Origin of the sequence: Nocardia sp. NRRL WC-3656 (assembly GCF_000720265.1) — a bacterium.
Lineage (GTDB): Bacteria > Actinomycetota > Actinomycetes > Mycobacteriales > Mycobacteriaceae > Nocardia > Nocardia nova.
Genome location: NZ_JOJF01000001.1, coordinates 95,667 through 122,141, shown reverse-complemented (window position 1 = coordinate 122,141; position 26,475 = coordinate 95,667). Strand labels below are relative to the sequence as shown.

Here is a 26,475-nt window from a genome sequence, read left to right as displayed (position 1 = left end):
AGGTGTGGCGGCCACTGCGGCGTCGGCGCGAAAGGATCAGCGCGCGTTCACAATCCGTTCCGCAGAAAATCGATCACGGCGCGTTCGAACGCGTCCTTGCGCTCGACCTGAACCCAATGCCCACAGCGCGAGAAGATCCGCAGATCGGCGCGCGGCAGCTGGCGGGCGGGCAGCAGGGCGCCCTCCACGGGCGTGACCCGGTCGTCGCGGCCCCACAGCATCAGCACTTCGTGCTGGATCGCCCGCAGCCGTGCCCACAGCGGGACCGGATCGGCGAAGGCCGGGTTGTAGAAGGTGGCGTAGGCGTCGGCGAGCGCCTTGGTCTGGCCCGGATCCGAGGCCGCGGCCGTGCGGGCCGCGATCAGCTCCTCGGTGAGCACGGCCTGATCGAAGACCATCGTCTTCAGCCAGTCGACCGCCCGCTCCGGGGTCGGGTCGGCGTTGAAGTCCAGCAGTCGCCGAATCCCCTCCGACGGTTCGGGTCCCAGGATGTTGACGCCGACACCGCCCGGGGCCATCAGCACCAACCGGTCGGCGCGACCGGGATGTTCGGCGGCCAGCAAGGTCGCCACCGCCCCGCCCATCGAATTGCCGAGCAGGTGCGCGGTGTCGATGCCGAGTTCGTCCAGCAGGCCCAGGACCGCGTCGACGGCGATCCGCAGATAGTTGCGGTCGTAGGTTTCGGGCCGTTCACTGGCGCCGAATCCCGGCTGATCCAGCACCAGGCAGCGGAAGTGCGGAGCCAGCGCCTCGAGATTGGCGCCGAAATTGGCCCAGCCCGACACACCGGCGCCGGAACCGTGCAACAGCACCAGCGGCGCACCGGAGCCCGCCTCGTGATACCGCAGTCTCACGCCGTCGACGGTGACCCAGCGGGTGGTGTCCTCGGCAGTGAAACCCATCAGACCATCCGCTCCGTGACCTCGACACCCATCTCACCCTGACCGTACATCGCCAGCGCTCGCTCGACATCGTTGATCACGTGCGCGTTGCCGGCGTGGGCATCGCGCCAGTTGCGTTCGATCACATTGGGTTTGCGGATCGAGTGGCCGCCGGAGTTCTCGAACAGCAGATCGATCGCGTAGATCGCGCGTTCGGTGCCGCGCACCTGATCGCGGCGGCTGCGCAACCGCAGCTCGTACGGAATCTCCTCGCCCGCTTCGGCATAGCGCAACTGCTCGGTGATATTGCGTTCCTGCTGCAGGATGGCCGCGTCGATCTCCGAAGCGGCACGTGCGATCCGCACCTGAGCGAACGGATCCTCGGCCACCTTCTGCCCGCCGTAGGACAGCCGGACCCGCTCGCGCTGACGCCGCAGATGTGACTCGTAGGCGCCCTGCGCGGCGCCGATGATCGGTGCGGTGATGGTGTTGGAGAACACGCTGGCGAACGAAATCCGGTACAGCGCAGCGGTGTTCGCCTCCTGCCCGGGGCCCACCAGCGCTGACTGATCGGCGGCGCTGTACGCGCGATACGCCGGAATGAACGCCTTCTCGACGATGATGTCGTTACTCCCGGTGCCCGACAGGCCCGACACATGCCAGACGTCCTCGATGCGGTAGTCGGTGCGCGGCACCAGCACCGTCAGGTAATCGGCTCCGCCCTGACCGTTCGGCACCACCGCGCCCAGGAACGCCCAGTCGGCGTGATCGCAACCGGAGGAGAAGCTCCACCGGCCACTCATCTCGAAGCCGCCGTCGACCGGAGTCAGCTTGCCGGTGGGCGCATACGACGAGGAGACCAGCGTGTCGGAATCCTCACCCCACACATCCTGCTGGGCGCGCGGGTCGAACAACGCCAGCTGCCACGGATGCGCACCCAGCACCGAGGCCACCCACGCGGTCGACGGGCAGACGGTCGCGATCGCGCGAATCACCTCGTAGAAGGCGACCGGCGACTCCTCCGCACCGCCGAAGCGGCTCGGCTGCAACATCCGGAACACGCCCGCCTCGGTCAGCTCGCGGATCGTCTCGGCAGGCACCCGCCGCTCCTGCTCGGCCGTCACCGCCCGTTCCCCGATCGCCGGGAGCAGGTCCCGCACCCGATCGAGCACCTTGTTCGTCATTGCCGGTGTTCCTCCCTGCCTCTGCGCTGCCACGCACTGGGTCGATGCCTCGACGGTAGGGGCGGGTGCGGGTGGTGGGACCGAGAAGTCCCGATCATCGGAATGCAGGGGACCGAGACCCCGCCGGAGCGAAGCGGAGGCCGACAACACAACCCCACTCAGCGAGCCGGGGCGCCCGGTGACCGGGACTTTGCGCGGGCACCTCGCGATCCACTCGTCATGGTGTGTGAACGGCGTCACGTTCGTGGGTGGCGCACGCGAGGAGGAAGAGTCGATGCGGGTCCTGATCACCGGAGTCACCACACCCACCGGTCGCGCGGTGGCGCGCATGCTGGCGGCCGCCGGGCACGACGTCGCCGGAGCGGACCGGGTTCTGCACCGGTATGTGGATCCGCGGATCGAGGTGCATATCGCCGATCCCGGCAGTGCCGGCGCCTATCGCGGCATCGTGGACGGCTGCGACGTGGTGCTGGACGTTTCGGACGGACCGGTCGCGGCGGTTGCCGCCGCGGCGCAGGAGGCGGGCACCCGGCTGGTTGTGCTCGCCTCACCGGAGCGGGAGAGCCTGGCGCGCAAAGCCATTGCGGCCACCGGCGCGCGGGCGCTGCTGGTTCGTCCCGCCTTGGTGGCCGGTCGGCGCACCACGGAGGGAAGCCGCGCGGTGGTCCGGACACTGCTGAACGCGAGCGGCTCTCAGCGGATTCCGCTGGTGCACACCGACGACGTGGAACGCTTCCTGGTACTGGCTGCGATCTCCGATCGCATCGGCGCGGTGGACCTTGTTGCGCCCGAGCTTGTTTCCGGTTCACAGGCGCGGACCATGCTGCGGGAAGCCGGTCTGCGGATTCCGCCTCGCGTCCCGGGCGCCGGCGGCAGTCGCCTTCCCGATTTCGATCCTTCTGCCGCACAGCATGATTGGGACTTCCGTTACGGCTGGACCGGCACCGAAGTTGTCGAGGACATGGTGCGTGGCCTGGTCGGCCGCCGCGCGCACGGCACCGGCTTCCGCGCCCGCCGCGGCGCGATCCCGCTGACCGACTATGTGATTCCCGCCCGCGCGAAGACTTCCGACGGGCATCCGCTGGAGGTGGCCGCGCCGCAGGGGCTGGAGGGCGAATTCGACGACCGCGTCGACCCGCGCATTCCCGTGCACACGGCCACCAACACCTCCGAGGCGCTGCCCGGCCCGATGAGCCCACTCACCATCGACCTGCAGGCGGGGGCGATCCGGCTCGCCAATGCCGCGATGGGCCACATGATCGCCCTCGAGGGCATCGCCCTCGAGCATTGGACCAGCCGCGTCACCTCGGTGCTCGGCCACCACATTTTCATCAACGCCTCGATCGGCGTCCTCGCCGCGGACAATATGCCGGGCTGGGACGAGGACAGCATCCGCCGCGACGTGTACGGCGCCATCCCGCCCGAGGTCCCGTTGCAGCCCCAGGGCCGTCCGCCGATGCCGACCGGAGTGGGCAGCACCTGGGGGACGGCCAAGGCCACCGGCCGGGTGCTGGCGACGGCACTGCGCTTCGGTACCACCACCGAAACGATCAACGCCGCCTCACATCGCGAGGCACTGTCCCGCAACGACATCGAGAAGCTGACCGATGCGCAGCTGCATGCGCGGGCACTGCTGTGGCGGGACCGGCTCAATCAGTCGTGGGCGGCGGCCTCCATCGGCGTCATGCTGGTCGGCGCCGCGACCGCCATGCACGCACGCGGCAAAGACGACCCGGACGTTCCGATCGACGTGAACCGCCTCGAATCGGCGCGACCGATGCTGGCGGTGGAACGGCTGGCCGCGGTCTGCCGCGCGGAACCCGCCGTTCACGAGGCCGCCCGGGCCGGCGACGTCGCCCTGGCCCGCAGCCGCTCGCCGCGCTTCGCGCATGCCTTGGACGCCGAACTGGCGGTGGTCGGCCATCGCGGACCGGGAGAATGCGAATTCCTCAACCCGACCTTCGGCGACCGCCCCGAGCTGCTGGTCACCGCCGCGGCCCGGGCCGCGGAACTCCCGGCGCCGAAGCGCGACGCGGTCGCCGAGCCGACCGCCCGCACCGCGCGGATGGCCGTCGGCGCCACGGTCTCGCGGGAACGTGTCCGCGATGCGGTGGTGCGGTACACGAACTGCCTGCGCATGGCGGCCCGCGAGCTGGCGGCGCGCCTGGTCGACCGGCACGAACTCAACAATGTCGACGACGCCTGGTTCCTCACGCTCGACGAATTGCTGTGGGCCCCGGCGGATCTGAAGGATCGCGTGGCACGCCGACGCGAAGAGCGGGTGCGGCTGCAGGCGGTGCGGATGCCGGATCTGGTGGTCGGCCGCTGGGAACCGCAGCCGGTCTCGGGTGCGCTCGCCGTCGGCGAGAGCCTCACCGGCACCGGAGTGAGCGCCGGTGTCGTGGAGGGCACGGTGAAACTGGTGCTGAGCTCCGACGACGATATCGAGCCCGGCGACATCCTGGTCGCCTCGGTCACCGATACCGGCCATACCGCGATGTTCGCCTACGCCGCCGCGGTGGTCACCGATATCGGCGGCTCGGCCTCGCATGCGGCGATCGTGGCCCGCGAGTTCGGCATTCCGTGCGTGGTGGACACCAAGACCGCCAGCACGGGTCTGTCCGACGGTCAGCGGGTTCGGGTCGACGGTGCCACCGGAACCGTGACGCTACTGGCCGACGCCGACGCCTGAGGCTCGCCGAAACGACGCCGCGCGAACGAATCCCGCGGCTCAGGACGTGGTCCGTCGTCGATCCGGCGGACCTCGAGGAAAGGAACACCACCCGTGCCGATTTCGCATGTCCTGCGGGGGTCGGTGGCCGGTTTGGCCGCCGCGCTCATCGCCGTCCTCCCCGCCGCGACCACCCCGGCGTTCGCCGCGCCGCCACTGGTCCACACCGCGCCGGCCACCTCGGATCAGCAACAGTCCCTGGGCATTTCCGCACCCAACGCCCGCGATATCGGTGGCTATCCGACGCAGCACGGAGGCGGGAAGATTCGGTTCGGCCTGGTCTACCGCTCCGATGCGCTCAACCGGCTGACACCGGCGGATCAGCAGAAGCTGGCCTCGCTGCAGATCGGCAAGGCCATCGACTTCCGCAGCCCGAACGAGATGAAGGCCGCCCCGGATCAGCTGCCGTCGTCGATCCCCTACAGCGCGCAGTCGATCTGGGATCCGAACAACGATTTCTATCTCATGGTGTCGAGCATCATCGCCGGCGGACCGCAGGTGCAACAGGACAAGCTCGGCGACGGGAAGGCCGCGCAGATCATGCGCGACTACTACCGCTGGCTGGTCACCGACGGATCGGCGCGGGCGCAGTTCGCTTCGGCGCTGAAGGAGATCGCGAACTCCCCGAATGCGGTGCTCTACCACTGCACCTCCGGTAAGGACCGCACCGGCTGGATGACCGCGATCCTGATGTCGGCGCTGGATGTGCCCAAGGGCCAGATCTACAAGGACTACCTGGCGTCCAACGACTATCTGGCCGCGAGCAACAAGGCACAGATGGATGCGCTGGTGCAGCGGGGTCTGGTCACCGATCCGTCGCTGTTCGAACCGATTCTGGGTGTCCAGGCCGATTATCTGGACGCCTCCTTCGACCAGGTCCAGCAGTCCTACGGATCCTTCGATCGGTTTCTGTCCGACGGCTTGGGCGTGGATTCGGCGACGGTCGACGCCCTGAAGGCCAAGTTGCTGGACAAGCCGGGCCGCTGAGCCCACTCGCACCCGACCATCGGCACGCCGCGCTCACCGTCGAGCGCGGCGTGCCGCCGAGGAGAGGCAGACCATGCCGGTTCACGCGGTGACGCCACGATCGTCGACCGAGATCACCCGTTACGACCTGGACACCGACGTGCTGGTCGTCGGATACGGATGCGCCGGTGCCGCAGCGGCATTCGAAGCCGCGCGCACGGGAGCGCGGGTCCTGGTGCTCGATCGCGCGGGCGGTCCGGGCGGCTCGTCTGCGATGTCGGGCGGTGAGATCTATCTCGGCGGGGGCACCCCGATCCAAACCGCCTGCGGCTTCGACGACACCCCGGCCGATATGGCCGCCTACCTGACCGCCGCCCTCGGCCCCGGCGCCGACACCGCGAAGATCGCCGACTACTGCGAGCACAGTGTCGAGCATTTCCACTGGCTGGTCGACCGCGGCGTGCCGTTCGCACCGTCGCTCTGGGATGCCCCGGCGTGGGTGCCGCCCACCGACGACGGCCTGATGTGGCTCGGCGAGAACAGCTGGCCCTTCACCGAGATCGCCCGTCCCGCCCCGCGCGGGCATCGGCCCACCGCCAACGACTTCGGCGGTCGCCTGCTGATGCAATGCCTCAGCGCGGCGACCGAATCGGCCGGTGTGACATCCCTTTTCGACACCGCCGCCACCGCGCTGATTCTCGCAGGCGACGGCACGGTCACCGGCGTGGTCGCCCGGCAGTACGGCCGCGAACTGACGATTCGAGTCCGGCGCGGATGTGTCCTCACCACCGGCGGATTCGTCGACAACGACGAGATGCTCGCCGCGCACGCCCCGCTGCTGCTCGGCCACACCAAGGTCAGCGCCGGTACCGACGACGGCAGCGGCATCCGCATGGCGCAGGCCGCGGGTGCGGCGGTGCGGCACATGTCGACGGGGCAGGTGGGGATTTCCCTGATTCCCGCATTGGCCGCGCGCGGAATTGTGGTGAACGACAAGGGACAGCGCTTCGTCAACGAGGACACCTATCCGGGCCGCATCGGCCAGGCGGCGCTGTTCACGCAGGGTATGCGGGTGTGGGTGGTGGTCGACGAGGAAGCGTTCGAGGCCGTGCCGGAAGAACAACGCTGGGGTGTGCAGCCGACCCATCTGGCCGAAACCGCCGACGAACTCGGCGCCGCGATGGATCTGCCGCCGGGCGCATTGGCGGCCACACTGTGCCGCTACAACGAATTCGCCACTGCCGGAACGGATCCCGACCAGCACAAGGCGGCGCGGTGGCTACGTCCGCTGCGCGCCCCGCTGGCGGCCATCGATGTGCGCGCCGGCGTTCGCCCGCCCGCCGAAGCCGGCGACCGCCGAGGCACCGGCGCCTCGGTGTTCACGCTCGGCGGTTTGCACACCGACAGGCACGGCCGGGTCCTGGATATCGACGGCGCCGTCATGCCCGGACTGTTCGCCGCCGGCCGCGCGGCGGTCAATCTGCACGGGCAGGGATATATCAGCGGGACGTCGCTCGGTGACGGAACATTCTTCGGCCGCCGCGCGGGAATTGCCGCGGCGCAGGGTTAGTCACGATCATCGGACCGGTGCGCTGCGGCGCACCGGGTCTACGCGTGTTGCGCCGCCACGACCACCTCGTGCCGATTGCTCCGGTGCGACCGCCGGTATTCGCTCGGCGACACACCCACCTCGCGCCCGAAATGGGCGCGCAGATTCGCCGCACTGCCCAGGCCGCAGCGCTCGGCCACCACGTCGACGGCGAGGTCGGTGGTTTCCAGCAACTCTCGCGCTCGGATGATGCGCTGGGTGAGCAGCCAGCGCAGCGGGGTCGTGCCCAGTTCGGCATGAAATCGCCGGGCCAAGGTCCGCTCGCTGAGTCCGCTGTGCCGGGCCAGGTCACCGACGGTCAGTACGGTGTCGAGCCGGGTGAGCGCCCACTGCAGGGTCGCGGCCACGCCCGGATCGGCCGCGTCGACCGGCACCGGATTCCGCAGATACTGCGCCTGCCCGCCCGCGCGGTGCGGCGGCACCACCAGTCCGCGTGCGGCGGCATTGGCGACGCGGGAGCCGAGGTCCTTGCGGATCAGGTGGATACACAGATCCATCCCGGCCATGGTTCCCGCGCTGGTGAGAATCTGCCCGTCGTCGATGTAGAGCACGCTCGCGTCGACATCGAGGTGCGGATACCGTTCCAGCAGGGCCGGGACATGCTTCCAATGTGTGGTCATGCGGCGCCCGTCGAGCAGACCGGCCGCCGCGAGAACGAAAGCGCCCGAACACAATGCGGCGATGCGCGCTCCCGCCTCGTAGGCCGCGCGCACGGCCGCCACCAATTCGGCGGGTGGCTCCTCGCGCACGTTCGGGGTCGCCGGGACGACGACGGTGTCGGCCGCGATCAGATCGTCGTAGTCGTAATCGGTCAGCGTGACGAACGGATCGCGCAGCGTCGCATGCCGGGTGCCGCGGGGGCCGCACATGCGCAGTCGATACCACTGCTCGGCGTCGACCCCGGGCGGCGGTTCGAAGAACACCTGGTACGGGATCGCGACCTCGAACACCGGCTGGCCCGGCGCCACCGCGACCGCCACTGTTCCGGCGTGTCCGGCTTCGCGCATCACCTCGGCAGTCATGTCGGAAATCTAGCGCATGTTGGCGAATCTGCCACTCGATCCGATGGTTCTGCGGCTGAATAGTTGCATACATGACAATTACGGCCAATGTTCGCGCGGATACGCCGATCACCGAATCGCCGCGGCGGTGGCGGATTCTGGCGGTGGCGAGCGTCGCGCAATTCCTCGCGATTCTCGACCTCTTCGCAGTCACCGTCGCCTTCCCCACCCTGCAGACCTCCTTCGCCGGCGCCTCTCCGAACACCGTGTCGTGGGTGCTCAACGCCTACACGATCGTGATGGCCGCACTGCTGGTCCCCGCGGGCCGCCTGGCCGACGACACCGGCCGCCGACGTGGATTCCTCATCGGGATGACACTTTTCGGCGTGGCCTCGATCGGCTGCGCGGTCGCGCCGACACTGGTGGTCTTGATCGCCGCGCGGGTCGTGCAGGCCGCGGCGGCGGCGCTGCTGGTTCCGACCGGCCTCGGACTCGTGTTGCCCTCCTTCGACGTTCGTGAACATCCGACCGTGATGGGGATCTGGACCGCGATCGCCGCGGCGGGCGCCAGTAGCGGCCCGGTGATCGGCGGTCTGCTGCTCGAATGGGGGTGGCGGTGGATCTTCTGGCTGAACGTGCCGATCACGATGGCGGCGCTCGCTGTCGGATGGCGGGTACTGCCCGACATCCGGGCGCGGGTGCGGCGCCGGCTCGACCTGCTCGGCGCCGCACTGATTCTCGGCGCCACCGCAGCACTGACCACCGTCTTCGTTCAAGCCGCGGCGTGGGGCTACGGGTCGGCGGCCACGGTCGCGACACTGGCCGGAGCGGTCGCACTCGCGGCGGCCTTCACCTACCACGTGCGACACCATCCCGATCCTGTGGTGAGTTCGGCAGTGTTGCGGCACAGCATGTTTCGCATCGCCACCCTCGGCGTGTTCTGCTACTACCTGGCCTTCGCGGCCCTCTTGCTCTCGGGAACCCTGTATCTCACCGCGCAAAGGCACTACTCCGAACTGGGAGCCAGCCTGGGGATCGCACCGATTCCGATCAGCTGCCTGGTGGTGTCACCACTGTCCGGCCGCCTCGTCGCTCGCATCGGCGCCCGTGCCTCCGCCGCGCTGGGTGGGCTCGCCATCGCGGCGGGCGCGGGGTGGTGGATCGCTCTGAGCGGTTGCGGCGCTTCGTATCCGCTGGTCTTCCTGCCGGGAGCCGTGCTCGCGGGCGTCAGTACGGCACTGTTGCAACCGCCGCTGTTCGGCGCCTCGTCGTTGCTGCCGCCGGATCAACTGTCCCTGGGTTCGGGCACGTTGATGATGGCGCGCCAGACCGCGTCGGCACTCGGCGTCGCCGTGCTGACCGCGATCCTCACCCGCACCGCGGGCTACGACCTCGCCGATTTCCGCGCCGGCTGGCTCTATATGGCGGCGATGGGATTGCTGGCCGCGGCAGCGGGGTGGGCGTTCCGTCCGCGCACATGACCGGATCCGACAGTGATCCGTCGTTGCGATCGCCACGGGGCAACCCAGAGGATGGGAGGCATGTCATCGAAGCATCGTGTGGTTATCGCGGCCTTTCCGGACGTGGATCTGCTCGACGTCACCGGGCCGGCGGAGGTGTTCGCACTAGCCAATCGGGAGAGCGGCGGTACCGCCGGCTACGAGGTGTTACTGGCCGGACCGGAGGGAGGTGTGGTGCGCACCTCGGCCGGCATCCGGCTGGTCACCGATCTGGCCTTCGACGACATCGACTCGGGCGTGGACACTCTCATCGTGCCGGGCGCGGTGGATCCGGCGCCGTCCGGCCCGCTCGCCCGCGTCGACGACGAGGTGGTTCGCTGGCTGCGCGAGGTCGCGCCGCGCACCGGCCGGATCGCCTCGGTCTGTGTGGGTGCGCATCTGCTGGCGGCCGCCGGGCTGCTGGACGGGAAAACGGCCACCACCCATTGGTCGACGGCCGGACAGCTGGCCGCGGACCATCCGGCGGTCGTGGTGGATCCGGATCCGATCTTCGTGCGCTCGGGCCGGGTGTGGACCGGCGCCGGAATCAGTGCCTGCCTGGATCTCGCCATGGCGCTGGTCGCCGACGACCACGGCGAGGATCTGGCGTTGTCGGTGGCCCGCCAACTCGTCGTCTACCTGCGCCGGCAGGGCGGCCAGAGTCAGTTCAGCGTGCCGTTGCGCCGTCCGGCGCCGGCCCGCCGCGATATCGAACAACTGCGCACCTACATCGCGGAAAATCTCGACGCCGATTTGTCCGCCGCCGCACTGGCGAGCCGAATGTGCCTGAGCGAGCGGCATTTCGCGCGGGTGTTCCGGCAGGAGATGGGGCTCACCGTGGCCGCCTATGTCGAAGCCGCGCGCGTCGAGTCGGCCCGGCGGTTGCTGGAAACCAGCGACTTCCCGCTGTCGCGCGTAGCCCGGTCCGCCGGACTGGGTTCGGTGGAGACCCTGCACCGGGCGTTCCTGCGACGGCTGGGTACCAACCCCGGCGCGTACCGCCGGCGGTTCCGCACCTCCGCCTGATCTCCCCTGCGACGACCGGACCGGGCGCCCGCCCGGCCCGGCGCTCCGTCTTGCCCGAAAAAGCCTGTCCTCCAAGGAAGAAGGTAGTCATGACCGCCGTCGCGACTGACATCATGGACCGATGGCGATCGGAACCGTGAAATTCTTCCGTCCGGAGAAGGGCTGGGGCGCGATCGCCGCGGCGGAACTCCCGGACGGCTGCGACGCCTGGGTGCACTTCAGCGCTATCGAGGGCGAGGGCTTTCGAGAGCTGGCCGCGGGCGATCGCGTGGAATTCGACTACGAGTCCGCACAGCAGGACAGCTTTCGATACCGGGCCACACGGGTGCGCCGCATCGACGTGGACGGTCACCGCAGGTCAGCGGAGGGTTAGCCGGGGTTCAGACCCGGCCAGCCGTAGTGCGGGCGGCCGGTAGCCGCGCCGGCGCGGGCCATCGGCGGGTTCGGTGCGGGGACGGCCGGGGTCCGGGCGCCGAGTTGCCGGCGCATCTCGTCCATGTCGAGCCAGCGGATCTGCTGGATGACCTCTTCCAGTTGGGCGGCGGTCCGGAAGCCCGGATCGGAGTAGACGAGCAGGCCCTCGCGGAATGCGACGAGGGTCGGCAGGCTGGTGATCTGGGCGGCGGCGGTAAGGGCCTGCTCGGCCTCGGTGTCTACGGTGGCGTGCACGATCTCCGGGTGCGCGGCCGCGGATTCGGCGAAGATCGGGGCGAAGCGAGTACACCAGCCGCACCAGGAGGCCCAGAAGTCGACGAGCACGATCGCATGGCTCGCGATCACCTGCTCGAAGTTCTGCTGGGTCAACGGTTGGGTGGGCATGGGTTCCTCCCGGCGTCGGCCATCGTCGATTCCGGATTCTCCCATGGATCGCCGGTCACAGCAGGGTTCGAGCCTGCGGCTCATCGAGCGCTGTCGGACGGCGGCCCGGCTGAGTATCGTGGAGTCATGGGTATGGGCGACCACCCGCAACGAACACCGCTCTACGGCGTGGTGCTGCTGTTGGGCGTTCTGTTCCTGGGCATCTGGGTGCACGAGCTGCCGTATGTCGGCCTGCAGGTCCTGGCCTACATCCTGCTCCTCATGATTGCCGCACCCGCCTTCGTGATGACCTTCCGCGACTACTCGCGGTGAGGGCCTTCACCACCCGGTGACCAGGGCGGCTCGCAACATCGTCAGCTCCTCGGCCGTCAGCCCGTGCTCGCGCAGCCAGCGGGCGGCACCGCCGTGGTCGCGGCGCAGGTCGTCGAGGAACCGCAGCATCACGGCCGCTTCGACAGCCAGGATCCCGGTGCTCGTCGGCGGCAGCCCGGCATAGGAATTCAGCGCGTCGAGCCGGTTGCGCACCCGCGTCATCCGCTCGTTGGTGAGGGCGTAGTCCGCGGCGATCACCTCCGGCGCCACCCCCACCGCATCGAGCAGTACCGCCGCCAATACTCCGGTGCGGTCCTTACCTGCCGCGCAATGGAATACGACCGCCTGCCGGTCGGCATCGGCGACCAGCCGCGCCGCGGCGACGATCTCCTCTGGACTGCCGGCGAGCAGCTGTCCGTACAGCTGCGCCAGATCCACGCGGGTCTTGTCCGGCACCAGATCCCGTGCGGCGAGCGAGGATTGCGCCGATTTGCGGACCGGCAGGTTCACCTTCTCGATCGCCACGGTGGCCAGGAGGCCATAGCCTTCCCGCTCCACCTCGTCGGGTAGCCGCAGGTCGATCAGGGTGCGCATCCCGACCGAGCCCAGGAGCAACGCCACATCCGCCTCGGTCGCCTGCTGCAGGGTGCTCGACCGCAGCGCGACGCCGAATCGCGTCGTACCGCCGCCGACCGGCAGCCCGCCGAGATCACGGAGGTTGTCGATTTCTTCGAAGTCGACCCAGCGCCGGGTCGCGTCGAATTCCCGGGCGATCGGATTACTCGGCACGGCCGGCCGCCGCTTCGTCGGCACGGCTGAGTCCGCACAACCCGATCAGATCTTCGTGCAGTTCGAACCACACGGTGTGATAGCTGTCCATGATCGGCCGCGCCACCCAGGCGTGGTCACCGTCGGCGATCCGCTCGACGGCTGTCTCCAGCCGCTCGCGGTACCCGGCCAGCCGCGGCGCGATCGATCCCAGCCGCTCGGCCAGCGGCCGCACCCGGGTGTGCAGGTCGGTGAGCCGGTCCAGCACCGCCGCATCGTATTCGGCGTCGCCGTGGTCGTTGGGTGTGGCCGCGTCCTTCATCTGCCACGCGGTCACGATCTCCTTCAGCTCCGCGTTGACCACGCAGAAGTCCTCGTAGGCGGCGGTCATGGCGGTGGTGTCCACCTCGCCGCGTTCGGCGGTCAGCAACTCGGCCAGGCGATTTCGCCCATCGGGCGTCAACCGCACACCCGCGGGCGTGTCGGCGCACAAACCACCGGCGACCAGATCCGCGCATCGCGCGCTCACCTCGTCCGCGTCGCCGCCCAGGCTCGCGGCCACCGCGTCACCGCGCACCCGGCCCTTCACCCCGATCAGCCGCAGCAGTTCCAGTTCACTCACGGTTCGGGCAACAGCTTCTGACACAACGACTTCCGCGTCACCGGCGAGCGCCCCCGCGAGTTCATCGGGTGCCACGTCCGCCCATTCGGCGAGCCTGCGCACATCGTCGAGGACCGCGCCGTCCACATCTCCACCGGCGACCTCGCCCGCCCACACCACGCCGGCGCCGCCGTCGACGGTGACCGCGCGCCCCGCGAGCGCGTCCACGACACCCGGGCCGCATCCGACGACACACGGCCGCCCGAGTTCCCGGCTCACCAGTGCGGCATGCGAGGTGGTACCACCCAGTTCGGTGACCACCGCACGGGCCGCGATCATGCCGGGCAGATCATCGGGACTGGTCGTCGGCCGGACGAGGACGACGTTCTCCCCCGCCGCCGCGCGCGCCTCGGCCTCGTCGGGGTCGGCGACCGCGACACCGAAAGCCAAACCGGGACAGGCCGATTCGCCGCGAGCCAGCGCTTCGCCCGCATCCGCCGCCGTGGTCGCGGGCTGCAGGACGACGCGCATCTGGTCGGCCCCGACCCGCCGCAGCGCCTCCTCCGGAGTGATCAGCCCTTCCTCCGCCATCGCGACCGCGGCCCGCACCGCCGCCCGCGCCGAACGCTTCGCCGGACGCGACTGCAGCATCCACAGCGTGCCCGATTCCACGGTGAATTCGATGTCCTGGATATCGCGCCCGTCGCGTTCGAGCAGCTCCGCGGCGGCGATCAGCCGGTCGTGCACCTGCGGCTGGGTGGCGGCGAGGTCGCTCAGCGGCCGCGGCGTGGTGCGGCCGGACACCACATCCTCGCCCTGCCCACCGACCAGCCATTCCCCGTAGGCCGGCCCGTCGCCGGTGTTCGGGTTGCGGCTGAACAGCACACCCGTGCCGGACGCGTCGTCGAGGTTGCCGAACACCATCGCCTGCACGGTGACCGCGGTGCCGAGGTTGTCGGACACGCCGCGGTTGCGCCGATACGCTTTGGCGCGCACCGAATCCCACGACCGGAACACCGCGGTGATCGCCGCGCGCAGCTGTTCCCACGGGTCCGCCGGCACCACGCCGTCGGGCGTCTGCAGCACCGTCTCACGATATTGCGCCCGGAAGCGCCGATGCGTGTCGGCGGCATAGCCGGCGCTGCCGGTCGCCGCGGCAAGCGCCTGTTCGACGCCGTCGTTGATGCCGAGGTTGAGAACGGTATCCATCATGCCGGGCATGCTCACGGCCGCGCCCGAGCGCACGGATACCAGTAGCGGTCGGCGGATCGAGCCGAAGGTGCGGCCGGTGCCGTGCTCGAGCATGGCGACGCCGTCGCAGACCGCCCGCCAGATGTCGTCGGCGATCGCGCCCCGCTCGGTGAAATCACGCCACGCGTCGGTGGTGAGCACGAATGCCGGCGGCACCGGCAGCCCGAGCCCGCGCATGTGGTTGATACTCCATGCCTTGCCGCCGATCCGGTCCCGCGACAACGGGCAGTTGCCGTCCAGTCCGACGACGGTCTCGGATCGTTGGGCCAGCTCCGCACCCGCGGTCATGTCACTCCTTCGGTCCATCCATCGAGGCATCGAACCCCCTGCCGCCCCGGTCATCCTTCGAGAGTGCCGCCGACCGGCTCGGGCCAGTAGCGATGGTCCCGCTCAGCGGATGCCGGACCCGCCGGTGAGCGCGCCATACCACTGACCGGGACTCGTGGTGTGCGAACGGCCTGCGCGGCACCTGCCTGCGGCACCATGGGCCGTGGACCGCCCGACCGGCGGCCGGCGAGGTGTGTTCGACAGGGTATATCCGGACAGCGATGGTGTGCGAAGAGATGACGGCGGAGCCGGAATTTCCGACAGCGTGGGCGACGATCCCGGCTCTGGTATCCGAACAGGCACGCCGGAACGGGCCGACCGTCGCGATCGTCGAGGGCCGCACCCGCCTCACCTACGCCGAACTCCACGCCGAGGCGTCGCGGGTGACCCGCGCGGTGATGGCCTGCGGCGTGACCCCCGGGGATCGTGTGGCGATCTGGGCGCCCAACAGTGCGCGCTGGATCGTGACGGCACTGGGCCTGCTCGGCGCGGGCGCCACCCTGGTTCCGATCGGCACCCGGCTGCGCGGACCGGAAGCGGCGGACATTCTGCGCCGCACCCGATGCCGTGGGCTGTTTACGGTGCGCGGATTTCTGGGAATCGACTATCCGAGCCTGCTCACGGATCAGGGCGTCCTGCCGGATCTGGATTTCACGGTCCTGCTGTCCGACACGCGCACGATGGACAGCACCGGCGCCGCGCCCGAGATCGCCTACTCCCGCCGCACAGCGGCGGCTCGACAGACAGCCGACGATGTGTTCGCATCCGCCGGAGCATCGGGGTCGCATCGGGACTCGGCCGGAACCGGTGCCCAGTCGTCCCCGGCCGGGCGCCTGTCGGGCAGCGCACCGACCGGCTGGCGGGCGTTCCTGGCCGGAGCCGAGCGAATCCCGTTGTCGGACGCGCGGTCCCGCACCGACGCGGTATCTGAGGAAGCAGTCTCCGACATTCTGTTCACCTCCGGCACGACCGGCACGCCCAAGGGAGTCCTGACGACCCATCGGCAAACCCTCGCCGTGCTGGATCGGTGGGCGAGCGCGGTCACCTTGCGCCACGGTGATCGCTGCCTGCTGGTCAATCCGTTCTCGCACACCTTCGGATACAAGGCGGGCATCGTCGCCTGCCTGTTGCGGGCGGCCACCATGTTTCCGGTGGCGGTGTTCGATCCACGATCCGCGGCGGATCTCATGACGGCCGAGCGAATCACCGTACTCGCCGGCCCGCCAACGGTGTTCACCGATCTGCTCGCGGTGGGGCGGTCCTACCCGGAGCTGCGACTGGCCGGCACCGGCGGCACGGCGATCCCGGCGGAGCTGATCGCCCGGATGCGCGCCGACCTCGGCGCCGATCAGGTGTTCACCGCCTACGGTCTCACCGAATCCGTCGGCGTGGTCACGGTCTGCCCGCCCGGTACGGATATCGAGCGCACCGCCCACACCGTGGGTAAGGCGTTGCCGGGCAGCGAGATTCGCATCCTGGGTACCGATGGTCGCGAGGTGCCGGTCGGTACGCCGGGCAGGATCGTGGTGCGCGGCCCGAATGTGATGGGCGGATATCTCGACGACCCGGACGCCACTGCCGCCGCCGTCGATCCGCAGGGGTGGCTGCATACCGGTGACGTCGGCGCACTCGACTCCGACGGTTATCTGCGGGTCACCGATCGGCTCGAGGATATGTTCATCGTCGGCGGTTTCAACGTTTCTCCGGCCGAGGTCGAACAGACGTTGCGCGGCTATCCGGGGATCGCCGAGGTCGCGGTCGTCGGCGCACCCGACGAGCGCCTCGGAGAGGTCGGCGCCGCCTTCGTGGTGCCCTCCGGGACGGTGCCGTTCGACGCGGACGATCTGCTCGCGTGGTGTCGCACCCGGTTGGCCGGATACAAGATTCCGCGCACGGTGCGGATCCTCGACCGGTTGCCTCGCACTCCGGCGGGAAAGGTGGACAAGCGCCGATTACGTTGCGCGCAATGATGTTCGCGGCCGGGCCGGTGATCGCCGGCCCGGCCGCGAGTGGCCTACTTGCTGACTTCGTTGCGCATCTGCGCGGTGAGGATCTTCTGATATCCGGAACCGAAGATCCGCGGCAGCAGGTCGATCATCCGGGCGTCGTTGCCGATCAGCACCTTCGCCTTGTCCTTGCGAATGCCGTCGACGATCGCGTTGGCGGCCTGCTCCGGACTGGTCTTGGCGAGCCGGTCGAAGTTGGCGGCCAGCGCATCGCGGTCCCGGGTGGCTCCCGCGCGCGCCTTCCACGCGATCTCGGTCCGAATCATGCCGGGATGGACGCAGCTCACCGCGACGTTGTGCCCGGCGATCTTCATCTCCTGGCGCAACGCGTCGGTGAAACCCCGGATCGCGAACTTCGTCGCGTTGTAGGCACCCTGGGTCGGGCAGGCGGCCAGGCCGAACATGCTCGACACATTGACGATCGCACCGTCACCGGACGCGATCACGTGCGGCAGAAACGCTTTCGTCCCGTAGGCCACGCCCCAGAAGTTGATGTTGACGATCCATTCGAAATCGTCCCAGCTGACCTCTTCGGTGCTGGCGGTCAGCGACACACCCGCGTTGTTGACCACGATGTTCACCCCACCGAAATCGCCGGCCACCTGGTCGGCGTGGGCGTACACCGCGTCCCGGTCGGTGACGTCGAGACGGTAGGCGCGAGCGTGTGCGCCCTTCTTCTCGCACAGTGCGGCGGTCTCGGCGACATTGTCGATATTGCGGCCGGACAGGGCCAGGCGAGCGCCGTGGCCGGCCAGCTCCAATGCCAGCGCACGGCCGATGCCGGCGCCGGCGCCGGTGATCACGGCGGTCTTACCTGCGAAATTCTTCACCGCGGAAATCCTTTGTGTCAGTGGGAGGTGAATCCGCCGTCGGCGACGAATTCCGAACCGGTGCTGTAACCGGACTCGTCGGAAATGAGGAACAGCACGAGATTCGCCAATTCCTCCGGGGTGCCGGGACGCGCCAGCGGCTGATCGTGGAACATCGAATTCGACCGCGCCGAATCGGTGGTCATTTCGGTCATCACCACACCCGGATGCACCGAGTTGACGCGAATTCCCATGGGGCCGAACTCTTGTGCCGCGGTTTTGGTCATGCCGCGCACCGCCCATTTGGAGGCGGTGTAACCGAGGATGTTGGAGAAGCCGATGATCCCGCCGACCGAGGAGATGTTCACGATCGACCCGCCACCGGCCCGCCGCATCGATCCGACAACGGCCTTCATACCCAGGAAGACACCGACCTGATTTACCTCGATCACCTTGCGGTAGTCGGCTTCGGCGAGGGTTTCGATCGGATCCACATGCACGATGCCGGCATTGTTGACCAGGCCCGAGACGGGTCCGAACGCCGATTCCGCCTGCGCGACAACGTCGTTCCACGCGGCTTCGTCGGTCACGTCGTGGGTGAGGAACAGCGCCGCATCGCCCAGCCGTGCGGCGGTCTGCTTGCCCTCCTCCGCCAGCACATCGGTGATCACGACGGAGGCGCCTTCGGAGACGAGCCGCTGCGCGAACGCCGCGCCCATTCCCCGGGCTGCGCCGGTGACGACGACCGTTTTACCGTCGATCCTGCCCATGGTCACTCCTGTCCCGTGCGTGCGGCGGCCCTGCGGCCGTTGCTCGCCCGCTTCGACGCCGATGCGGCGGCCGCGGCCTGCGGTTCGCGTGCGTCGGCGAGATGGTTGGCGGCGATGTACCCGAAGACCATGGCGGGCCCGATCGTCGCGCCCGCGCCCGCGTAGTCGTTACCCATGACCGACGCCGAATTGTTGCCCGCCGCATACAAACCCGCGATCGGTGCGTTCTGTTCGTCGAGCACGCGGGCATATTCGTCGGTGCACAGCCCGCCCTTGGTGCCCAGGTCGCCGGGCACCATTTCCACGGCGTAGAACGGCCCTCGCTCGAGCGGGGCCAGACAGGGATTCGGCTGCACGGTGGGGTCGCCGTAATACCGGTCGTAGGCGGAATCGCCGCGACCGTAATCCTCGTCGCGCCCGCTGCGGGCGAAACCGTTGAAGCGCTGCACCGTGGCCGCCAACGTCGCCGCGGGAACGCCGATCTTGTTCGCCAGCTGCTCGAGCGTATCGGCCTGGGTGATGATTCCGGCATCGAGATACTTCTGCGGAATCGGGCGCTTCGGGAAATTGCCGAGGAACAGATACCGATCCCGGAAGGTCTGATCCATGATGAAGTACGCCGGGATGTGGTCCACCCCTGCGGCCTGCTGCTCGTACATGGTGTGCACGACATTCACATACGGCGCCGACTCGTTGACGAACCGTTGCCCGGCGTGATTGACCATGATGCCGCCGGGTTGCGCGCGTTCGGCCAGGCAGAAGAACGGCGGCCCCTCGGGGTTGCGCACCGAGGGACCCCACCACGCGTCGTCCATGAGATCGACCGCGCCGCCCGCCTTCTGGCCCGCGACGATGCCCTCGCCGACATTCTCGGTGGCGCCGACCGTCCAGTCGGTGGACTGCGGCCCGGAGATGTACTGCTTGCGCATCTCCAGGTTGTGTTCGAAACCGCCCGCCGCCAGCACCACGCCGCGACGCGCCTTGATCAGCACCGGAACGCCCTGGTGTTCGGCGCGCACCCCGACCACCGCGCCGGCCTCGGTGACCAGCTCGGTCAGCGGGGTGTTCAGCCACACCGGCACCCCCGCGTCGCGCAGTGACAGCCACAGCCGCGCGGCCAGGGCCTTGCCCAGGCTCAGCGGCCGCCGGCCGCGCAGCTTGTTCGCCACGGCCTGCGCGCCCACCTTCATCGCGGTGCGCTTACCCGCCCAGGTGCGGGCGATCATGTTCAGATCGTGGAAGTCGCTGACGGTGAAGGCGATTCCCTTCGGCCCCGACATGGTGGGCTGGTTGATCTTGTGCAGATCACCACCGAGCAGCCGGCCGTCGATCGGAGCCGGTTCGATGCTGCGCCCCTGAGCCAGCCCGCCCGGGAATTCCGGGTGGTAGTCGGAGTAGCCGCGGTCGTAGACGAACTGCCAGTATTTGCTGCGCGCACCGATGTAGCGCATCATCTCCGGCCCGTGATCGAGGAAGGCACGCTGCTTTTCCTGCGGAACGCGGTCGCCCACAACGGCTTTCAGATATGTCCGAGCCAGTTCGGGACTGTCCGGCACCCCCGCGGCCTGCAACACCGGATTGTTCGGGATCCAGATACCACCACCGGAGCGCGCGGTGGATCCGCCGAAGCTGCGGCTCTTCTCGATCAGCGTCACCGACAGCCCGCGATAGGCGGCGGTCAATGCCGCGGTCATACCGGCCGCGCCCGAGCCGACGACCACCACGTCGAATTCGAATTCCTGTGTCATCCGTCCTTCTTCCCCGTCGTTGCATTCGACGCTATGGCCGCTCGGCCGCGCCGACACGGCACGGTCCCGACCAGCGGGACTTCGGGCTGACCAGTGCGGGTCCGGAAAGGACTATTTCGATTAGGCATACACGCGACGACAGGGAGCACGCGGATGAAGTTCTCGATGATCTTCGAAGCCCAGATGACCGATCCGACCGCCGAGCACGAGGCGCAGGTGCTGCGCGACTGTGTGGAGCAAGCCGTGCTGGCCGACGAGATGGGCTTCGACACCGTCTGGGCCGTCGAGCACCACGGGCTCAAGTGGTACGCGCATATGAGCGCCCCCGAGATCTTCCTGACCTGGGTGGCGGCCAAGACACAGCGCATCCGGATCGGCCACGGCGTGGTGTGCATGCCCTTCAACTTCAACCATCCGGTGCGCGCGGCCGAGCGCGCGGCGATGCTGGACGTGCTCTCCGGCGGCCGGCTGAATCTGGGCGCCGGGCGCGGTGCGACACCGGTCGAGACCTCCATGTGCGGGGTGGACCCGGCACGCACCTATGCCGAGGTCGAGGAGTCGCTGCGGATGATCGGCACCGCGTGGCAAGACCCCGAAGGCGACTTCGAGTATCACGGCGACCTGCTCGACATCGAGCCGCACGCGCTGCTGCCGCGTCCGGTGCAGCGTCCGCATCCGCCGCTGTTCATGGCATGCACCAAGAAAGACACCCTGAAGCTGGCCGCCGACTACGGAATCGGCGCTCTGGTACTGGGTTTCGCGGGTGTGGCGGAGATCGCGGAACTGCGCCGCACCTACGACGCGGCGATCGCGGCCCGCACCGGCGAGCGGTTCGTCTCGACGGTGACCAACGACCACTTCGCCGCCCTGTGCCCCACCATCGTGCTCGACGACCGGGAGCGGGCACAGCAGATCGGCGCCCGCGGCCAGCGGTTCTTCGCGCAGTCGATCAAGCACTACTACGGCGCGGGCCCGGTGCCGGACGAGGCCGTGGATCCCACCGTGGACGAGATGGCGCGGATCAAGGAGGCCGCCGACGAGCACGTCGCCTACCTGCACGAGGCCGAGATTCCGGTGAAGGCGGGGTCGACCTCGGTGTTCAACGCCGACCACGCCTACGGCAGCCCGGAGGACGCGATCGCCTACGTCGAACGACTGCGCGATGCCGGCGCCGACGAGATCCTGTGCCTGATCCAGATGGGCACCGTGCCGCAGGAGGCATGCCTCGAGACGATCCGGCACTGGGGCGAAAAGGTCATCCCGCACTTCCGGAATCAGTGAACCCGTCACAGCCGAACCCCGCGCCGATCTCGCTCATCGAGACTGCCGCGAGCCGAGTACGCCGCATGCGGCGCAGGATCTCGGCATATTTTCGAGGAGGAGAAGTCGAATGGTCGATCTCACAGGCAAAGTCGCGTTGATCACCGGTGCGGCACGCGGGCAGGGCGCGGCGGAGGCACGCCTGTTCGTCGAACGCGGTGCGCGGGTCGTGCTCACCGACGTACTCGACGCCGACGGAAAGCGGTTGGCCGACGAGCTCGGCGAGGCGGCGCGCTTCGTCCGCCACGACGTCACCTCCGCCGACGATTGGAATGCCGCTGTCGCCGTGGCCCTTTCGGAATTCGGTGCGCTGAACGTACTGGTGAACAACGCCGCGATCTACACCGCGAAACCGCTCACCGACACCACGCCGGAAGAGCTCGAGAAGATTCTCCAGGTCAATCTGGTGGGCGCGTTCCGGGGGATCCGGTCGGTCGTGGGGCCGATGTCCGGGGCGGGCGGGTCGATCGTGAACATCTCGTCGCAGGCCGGGCTCGAGGGGCTGATGGGCCACTCCGCGTACGGCAGCTCCAAATGGGGCCTGCGCGGTCTCACCAAGACCGCGGCACTCGAACTGGGGCCCAAGGGAATTCGCGTCAACTCCGTCCACCCCGGCCCGATCGCGACCCCGATGGTCCCGTATCTGACCACCGGTCCGGGTAGCTTCCCGACCCTGCCGCTGCAGCGCACCGGTGTGCCGGAGGAGGTCGCGGAGCTGGTCGCCTTCCTCGCCTCGGACGCATCGTCGTATGTCACCGGCGCGGAAGTCACCATCGACGGCGGACTCGCCGCCGGAAAGTTCATGCCTCCGGAGCTGCAGGAGGCGCTGTGAGCAGGCCGAACGCGTACGCGGCGACGGGCGGTATCCCATGCCGATGACGCCGCGTACACGCGCGGTGGTCGATGCGGCGACCGCCGCGTTTCCCAAGCTCGGAACCGAAGTGCTCGACGCGGCCCAGGCCCGGCGACAGCTCGCGTCCCGCCCCGCGGCGCCGATCGTGCCGATTCCGGTTGCGACGGTGCGGGATTCGATCGTCCCGGGCCCCGATGACGTCGACATCCCGGTGCGGGTGTATACCCCGCGGGGTGGCGCCGAGCCGCTGCCGGTCGTGCTGTTCTGCCATGGCGGTGGCTTCGTGATCTGCAGTCTCGACAGCCACGAACAGTTCTGCCGGACGATGGCGAACGAGACCGGCGCACTGGTGGTTTCGGTGGATTACCGGAAAGCCCCGGAACATCGGTTCCCGGCCGCCGCGCAGGACGCGTACGCCGTGCTGTGCTGGATCGGCGCGGCCATCGCGCAGTACGGTGGCGACCCCACCCGGATCGCCGTGGCCGGGGACAGCGCGGGCGGCAATCTGGCGGCGGTCGCGGCCCTGATGGCGCGCGATCTGGGCGGCCCGGCGGTGGCAGCGCAGCTGCTGATGTATCCGATGCTGGACCCGACGCGCGCCGGCGCGTCGTACCGGGACAACGCACAGGGCTATTTCGTCACCGCCGATCATCTGCGCTGGTACTGGGAGCAGTACCTCGGCGATGCCGACGGCACAGACCCGTACGCGGCGCCCCTGCTGGCGGAGCCGGCCGGGCTGCCCCCGGCTCATATCGCCACCGCGGAGTACGACCCACTGCGCGACGAGGGCGAGGCCTACGGGGCGCACCTGGCCGCGGCCGGTGTCCCGGTCGAGGTGCACCGCTATGAGGGCATGTTCCACGGGTTCATGACCATGGGCGATGCGCTGCCCGAAACCGCCACCGCGAACGAACGCGCCTTCGCGGCACTGCGCCGGGCGTTCGCGCTCCGCGCGGGGAGCACGCCGTGACCGTCCAGCGGAGGTCCTGGCCGATGGGCTGACGCGCGGGTCGCCCGCGGCGGGCAACCGATCGAATATTCGAGTGCGTCCTCGCCCCGAGATCCCTACCGTGAACAGGGAGAGTTCGTTCACGAAAGGATCGGATCATGTTTCCCGTCGAGCTGCGCGGCACCAAGGCGCAGACGCTCATGTGGGCCCACGAGCACGAGGTCGAGCCGGCCGCGCTGCAGCAGCTGCGCACCCTCGCCCAACTGGAATGGGTCTACGGCGTCCGCGTGATGCCCGACGTGCATCTCGGTAAGGGAGCCACGGTCGGGTCCGTCATCGCCATGAAGGACGCCGTCGCCCCGGCCGCCGTCGGCGTCGACATCGGCTGCGGGATGGAAGCTGTCAAGACCTCGCTGACCGCCTCCGATCTGCCGGACGATCTGCATTCGCTGCGTTCGCGCATCGAGGCGGCCGTTCCGGTCGGATTCAACGCGCACAAGGAGCCGGTGAAGGTCACCCGCCTGCAGATGGACGTGCACGGCCGCCGGGCGACCGGCGCCACGCTGCGCGCCGGATGGTCCGCGTTCTGGAGCCGGTTCGGCGATCTCGACCCGGCGGTGCAGCAGCGAGAGTCCAAGGCGCACAAGCAGATGGGCACCCTCGGCGGCGGCAATCACTTCATCGAGGTCTGCCTCGACACCGAACAGCGCGTGTGGATTCTGCTGCACTCCGGAAGCCGCAATATCGGCAAGGAACTGGCGGAGCGGCATATCGCCGTGGCACGCACCCTGCCGCAGAACCGGGATCTGCCGGATCGCGATCTGGCGGTATTCCTTTCCGGCACACCGGAAATGGATGCCTACCGGCGCGACCTCACCTGGGCGCAGGAGTACGCGGCGCGTAATCGGGCGGTGATGCTCGACCTGGTGTGTGGTGCGGTGCGTGACGAATTCGATTCGCTGGCGGTGCGTTTCGACGAGCCCATCTCCTGCCACCACAACTACGTGTCGGAGGAGATCATCGACGGCATGCCGATGCTGGTGACCCGCAAGGGCGCGGTCCGGGCCGGGGCCGGCGACCTCGCTCTGATTCCGGGATCCATGGGTACCCGCTCGTATGTGGTGCGGGGCAAGGGAAATCCCGCCTCGTTCCAGTCCGCATCGCACGGTGCGGGCCGCCGCATGAGCCGCAACGCGGCGAAGCGGCAGTTCACCGTCGCGGATCTGATCGCGCAGACCGACGGCGTGGAGTCGCGCAAGGACGCCGGGGTGATCGACGAGATCCCCGCGGCCTACAAGGACATCGACACCGTCATCGCGGCGCAGAGCGATCTGGTCGACGTGGTCGCGACGCTGCGTCAGGTGCTGTGTGTGAAGGGCTGAATGCGGATTCGTTCCGGCATGCCGGGTCGGCGTGCCGGAACGACCGGAGTCATTTGCGCAGCACTCCGACCATGCCCGCGCCCAGCAGCATCATGCCCGAGATGAGCGCGAAGCCGTAGGTCACCCAGGAGTGCAGCGCCACCTGCATCGTGGCATCGGTGAAGGGGAGGTCGCCGATCAGGCGGAAGGTGTCGTCCGGGTACAGCAGATGCAGCACACCGGGGAAGATCCCCCACACCAGACTGGCCACGATCGTGCCGACCGGCGAGAAAGCCGCCATCGCCGCGACGAACAACAACAGCAGGGAGCCGCCGAAGATCTCCAGCGCCGCGGTCCAGCGATCGGTCACCGCGCCGACGATGACCCAGTACCGGATATCGGCTCCTCCCTTGGCGGCGAACGCGATTCCGATGGGCGTCACGATCAGCCCGAACAGCACGCCCGAGAGGGTCCGGCTGGTGACACCACGGCTTTGGAACTGCGCCCCCGGTGGGGCCCAATCCGCAGGTGATTCGAACTTCTTGGCCATCGCCCGTTCCTCCCGCATTCCCGCGCATGCCAGTGGACCTCGCAGTCCGATCGCCCTCATTGTCCTGCCTCGCGGCCGAAAATGCCCGACGCCGGGCGGAAAACGTTCGTGGCGTGGCGGTCCCGGGTTGCCGATGGTTAGCATCGGCTATGCCCTCGACATCCGGATCTGCCCGACCGCCCGAAATTCCCGGAGTGCGCCGCAGTTTCATCGAGGCCCGCGGCGTGCGATTCCACGTCACCGAGGCCGGTGTGCCCGACGGCCGGCCGGTGCTGCTGCTGCACGGATGGCCTCAGCACCACTACGCCTATCGGCATCTGCTCGCCGATCCTCCCGCCGGGCTGCGCCTCATCGCCCCGGATCTGCCGGGGTACGGATGGTCCGGACCACCTCCGCATCGCTGGGCCAAGGAGGACGTCGCCTCCGATCTGCTGGCGCTGGTCGACGAGCTCGAATTGTCCGGGCTGCTGCTCGCCGGTCACGACTGGGGCGGGTTCGTCGGATTCCTGATGGTGCTGCGGGAGCCGGAGCGGTTCGAGGGCTATCTGCCGCTCAATATCGCGCACCCGTGGATCACCGCCAAGACGTTCGCGCCGCATGCGTGGCGCTTCCTGATGTACCAGCCGCTGGTGGCCACATTCGGCGTGCCGCTGCAGCGGTACACGCCGTTCGTCGATCGCCTGTTGCGGCTCAACGCCGAGGCCCGGCGCACGTTCACCCCGGAACTCGCCCGGATCTACGGCGAGCGGTTCCGCGATCCGGCAGTGGCCCGCGCGGCCACCGACACCTACCGCACCTTCTGGTTGCGGGAACTTCCCGCCGCCCGCCATCCGGAACGCCGCCGCGCGACGATCCCGATCCGAGCGCTGTTCGGCACCGGCGACGCGGCCATCCACCCGGCGCTGGCGGCCGCGGAGACCGCGCGGGCCGACGACTACACCGTCGAATATGTCCACGGCTGCGGGCATTTCATCCCGGAGGAGCGACCGGACCTCGTCCGGGACCGGCTGCTGGCGCTGGCCGCCGAAACCGGTTAGATATCGCCGTGACCGGGCGGTCCGCCGCCAGGCCGGCCGGTTCTCGGGCCGAGTTTCCGGGCACGGGGTGCGGCTGTAGCCGGATGGTGGCCAGGTG

General features: G+C 69.0%; 23 protein-coding genes. 13 read left to right on the top strand and 10 right to left on the bottom strand.

What is annotated here, in order from left to right; translation table 11 throughout:
* Positions 1-47: 47 nt before the first annotated feature.
* Positions 48-902, bottom strand: a complete 855-nt coding sequence (locus tag IG65_RS0100560; RefSeq protein ID WP_030512791.1) for an alpha/beta fold hydrolase — start codon at positions 900-902, stop codon at positions 48-50.
* On the bottom strand, positions 902-2,065 hold the full coding sequence (gene hsaA, locus IG65_RS0100555) for a 3-hydroxy-9,10-secoandrosta-1,3,5(10)-triene-9,17-dione monooxygenase oxygenase subunit (RefSeq protein ID WP_030512790.1): 1,164 nt from the start codon (positions 2,063-2,065) through the stop codon (positions 902-904). Before hsaA ends, IG65_RS0100560 begins: the two co-directional genes overlap by 1 nt.
* Positions 2,066-2,339: 274 nt before the next feature.
* On the opposite strand from hsaA, the gene IG65_RS0100550 reads away from it, so the two are divergent.
* The 3 genes from IG65_RS0100550 (at position 2,340) to IG65_RS0100540 (ending at position 7,332) form a co-directional block, all read left to right on the top strand.
* Positions 2,340-4,757, top strand: a complete 2,418-nt coding sequence (locus IG65_RS0100550; protein WP_156055442.1) for a PEP-utilizing enzyme — start codon at positions 2,340-2,342, stop codon at positions 4,755-4,757.
* 93 nt (positions 4,758-4,850) lie between these two features.
* Positions 4,851-5,783, top strand: a complete 933-nt coding sequence (locus IG65_RS0100545) for a tyrosine-protein phosphatase (RefSeq protein ID WP_231508998.1) — start codon at positions 4,851-4,853, stop codon at positions 5,781-5,783.
* A gap of 73 nt (positions 5,784-5,856) precedes the next feature.
* Complete coding sequence (locus tag IG65_RS0100540) at positions 5,857-7,332, top strand: FAD-dependent oxidoreductase (protein ID WP_030512787.1); 1,476 nt, start codon at positions 5,857-5,859, stop codon at positions 7,330-7,332.
* 38 nt (positions 7,333-7,370) lie between these two features.
* On the opposite strand, the gene IG65_RS0100535 is transcribed toward IG65_RS0100540, so the two are convergent.
* A complete protein-coding gene (locus IG65_RS0100535) occupies positions 7,371-8,393 on the bottom strand; it encodes a GlxA family transcriptional regulator (protein WP_231508997.1) in 1,023 nt (340 codons plus the stop codon).
* 71 nt (positions 8,394-8,464) lie between these two features.
* Here IG65_RS0100535 and IG65_RS0100530 point away from each other — a divergent pair, with 71 nt between their 5' ends.
* The 3 genes from IG65_RS0100530 (at position 8,465) to IG65_RS0100520 (ending at position 11,270) form a co-directional block, all read left to right on the top strand.
* Positions 8,465-9,853 carry an MFS transporter gene (locus tag IG65_RS0100530; protein ID WP_156055441.1) on the top strand — a complete coding sequence of 463 codons (1,389 nt, stop codon included), beginning with the start codon at positions 8,465-8,467 and terminating at the stop codon, positions 9,851-9,853.
* Positions 9,854-9,913: 60 nt separating this feature from the next.
* Entirely contained in the window at positions 9,914-10,897 is a 984-nt protein-coding gene (locus tag IG65_RS0100525) for a GlxA family transcriptional regulator (RefSeq protein WP_030512784.1), read from the top strand.
* 121 nt (positions 10,898-11,018) lie between these two features.
* Positions 11,019-11,270 carry a cold-shock protein gene (locus tag IG65_RS0100520; protein WP_051755072.1) on the top strand — a complete coding sequence of 84 codons (252 nt, stop codon included), beginning with the start codon at positions 11,019-11,021 and terminating at the stop codon, positions 11,268-11,270.
* Here the strand turns inward: IG65_RS0100520 and IG65_RS0100515 are convergent.
* Positions 11,267-11,716 carry a co-chaperone YbbN gene (locus IG65_RS0100515; RefSeq protein ID WP_036522809.1) on the bottom strand — a complete coding sequence of 150 codons (450 nt, stop codon included), beginning with the start codon at positions 11,714-11,716 and terminating at the stop codon, positions 11,267-11,269. The two genes, IG65_RS0100520 and IG65_RS0100515, sit on opposite strands and share 4 nt — an antisense overlap.
* A 126-nt stretch (positions 11,717-11,842) precedes the next feature.
* Between IG65_RS0100515 and IG65_RS0100510 the strand changes: the two genes are divergently transcribed.
* Positions 11,843-12,028, top strand: a complete 186-nt coding sequence (locus tag IG65_RS0100510) for a hypothetical protein (RefSeq protein WP_030512781.1) — start codon at positions 11,843-11,845, stop codon at positions 12,026-12,028.
* A gap of 6 nt (positions 12,029-12,034) precedes the next feature.
* Here the strand turns inward: IG65_RS0100510 and IG65_RS0100505 are convergent, their stop codons facing one another.
* Together IG65_RS0100505 and IG65_RS0100500 are read right to left on the bottom strand one after the other, a co-directional pair.
* Positions 12,035-12,841 carry a tyrosine-protein phosphatase gene (locus tag IG65_RS0100505; RefSeq protein ID WP_051755070.1) on the bottom strand — a complete coding sequence of 269 codons (807 nt, stop codon included), beginning with the start codon at positions 12,839-12,841 and terminating at the stop codon, positions 12,035-12,037.
* Positions 12,807-14,936, bottom strand: a complete 2,130-nt coding sequence (locus IG65_RS0100500; protein ID WP_063833518.1) for a pyruvate, phosphate dikinase — start codon at positions 14,934-14,936, stop codon at positions 12,807-12,809. Before IG65_RS0100500 ends, IG65_RS0100505 begins: the two co-directional genes overlap by 35 nt.
* Before the next feature lie 275 nt (positions 14,937-15,211).
* Here IG65_RS0100500 and IG65_RS0100495 point away from each other — a divergent pair, with 275 nt between their 5' ends.
* Positions 15,212-16,945: an AMP-binding protein gene (locus IG65_RS0100495; RefSeq protein WP_030512778.1), complete on the top strand. Its 1,734-nt coding sequence runs from the start codon at positions 15,212-15,214 to the stop codon at positions 16,943-16,945.
* A 44-nt stretch (positions 16,946-16,989) separates the two neighbouring features.
* Here IG65_RS0100495 and IG65_RS0100490 read toward each other — a convergent pair whose 3' ends face one another.
* Genes IG65_RS0100490 through kstD form a run of 3 tightly spaced genes read right to left on the bottom strand, consistent with a single transcriptional unit; the run spans position 16,990 to position 20,308 of the window.
* Positions 16,990-17,811 carry an SDR family oxidoreductase gene (locus IG65_RS0100490; protein ID WP_030512777.1) on the bottom strand — a complete coding sequence of 274 codons (822 nt, stop codon included), beginning with the start codon at positions 17,809-17,811 and terminating at the stop codon, positions 16,990-16,992.
* A gap of 17 nt (positions 17,812-17,828) precedes the next feature.
* Positions 17,829-18,560: a glucose 1-dehydrogenase gene (locus IG65_RS0100485; RefSeq protein WP_030512776.1), complete on the bottom strand. Its 732-nt coding sequence runs from the start codon at positions 18,558-18,560 to the stop codon at positions 17,829-17,831.
* Positions 18,561-18,562: 2 nt separating this feature from the next.
* Positions 18,563-20,308, bottom strand: a complete 1,746-nt coding sequence (kstD, locus tag IG65_RS0100480; protein WP_036522669.1) for a 3-oxosteroid 1-dehydrogenase — start codon at positions 20,306-20,308, stop codon at positions 18,563-18,565.
* 153 nt (positions 20,309-20,461) lie between these two features.
* Between kstD and IG65_RS0100475 the strand changes: the two genes are divergently transcribed.
* The 4 genes from IG65_RS0100475 (at position 20,462) to IG65_RS0100460 (ending at position 24,812) form a co-directional block, all read left to right on the top strand.
* Positions 20,462-21,589, top strand: coding sequence for an LLM class flavin-dependent oxidoreductase (locus IG65_RS0100475; protein ID WP_030512774.1), 1,128 nt, complete (start codon positions 20,462-20,464; stop codon positions 21,587-21,589).
* 109 nt (positions 21,590-21,698) lie between these two features.
* The gene (locus IG65_RS0100470; protein WP_030512773.1) at positions 21,699-22,460 is read left to right on the top strand and encodes a glucose 1-dehydrogenase; all 762 of its coding nucleotides are present in this window, start codon (positions 21,699-21,701) and stop codon (positions 22,458-22,460) included.
* A gap of 37 nt (positions 22,461-22,497) precedes the next feature.
* Positions 22,498-23,451, top strand: a complete 954-nt coding sequence (locus IG65_RS0100465; protein ID WP_030512772.1) for an alpha/beta hydrolase — start codon at positions 22,498-22,500, stop codon at positions 23,449-23,451.
* A 137-nt stretch (positions 23,452-23,588) separates the two neighbouring features.
* Positions 23,589-24,812, top strand: a complete 1,224-nt coding sequence (locus IG65_RS0100460; RefSeq protein ID WP_030512771.1) for an RtcB family protein — start codon at positions 23,589-23,591, stop codon at positions 24,810-24,812.
* A gap of 49 nt (positions 24,813-24,861) precedes the next feature.
* Here IG65_RS0100460 and IG65_RS0100455 read toward each other — a convergent pair whose 3' ends face one another.
* Positions 24,862-25,341, bottom strand: a complete 480-nt coding sequence (locus tag IG65_RS0100455) for a hypothetical protein (RefSeq protein WP_030512770.1) — start codon at positions 25,339-25,341, stop codon at positions 24,862-24,864.
* A 149-nt stretch (positions 25,342-25,490) separates the two neighbouring features.
* Here IG65_RS0100455 and IG65_RS0100450 point away from each other — a divergent pair, with 149 nt between their 5' ends.
* Positions 25,491-26,378 (top strand): alpha/beta fold hydrolase, encoded by an 888-nt coding sequence (locus tag IG65_RS0100450; protein ID WP_030512769.1) that lies wholly within the window; start codon positions 25,491-25,493, stop codon positions 26,376-26,378.
* Positions 26,379-26,475: the final 97 nt, after the last annotated feature.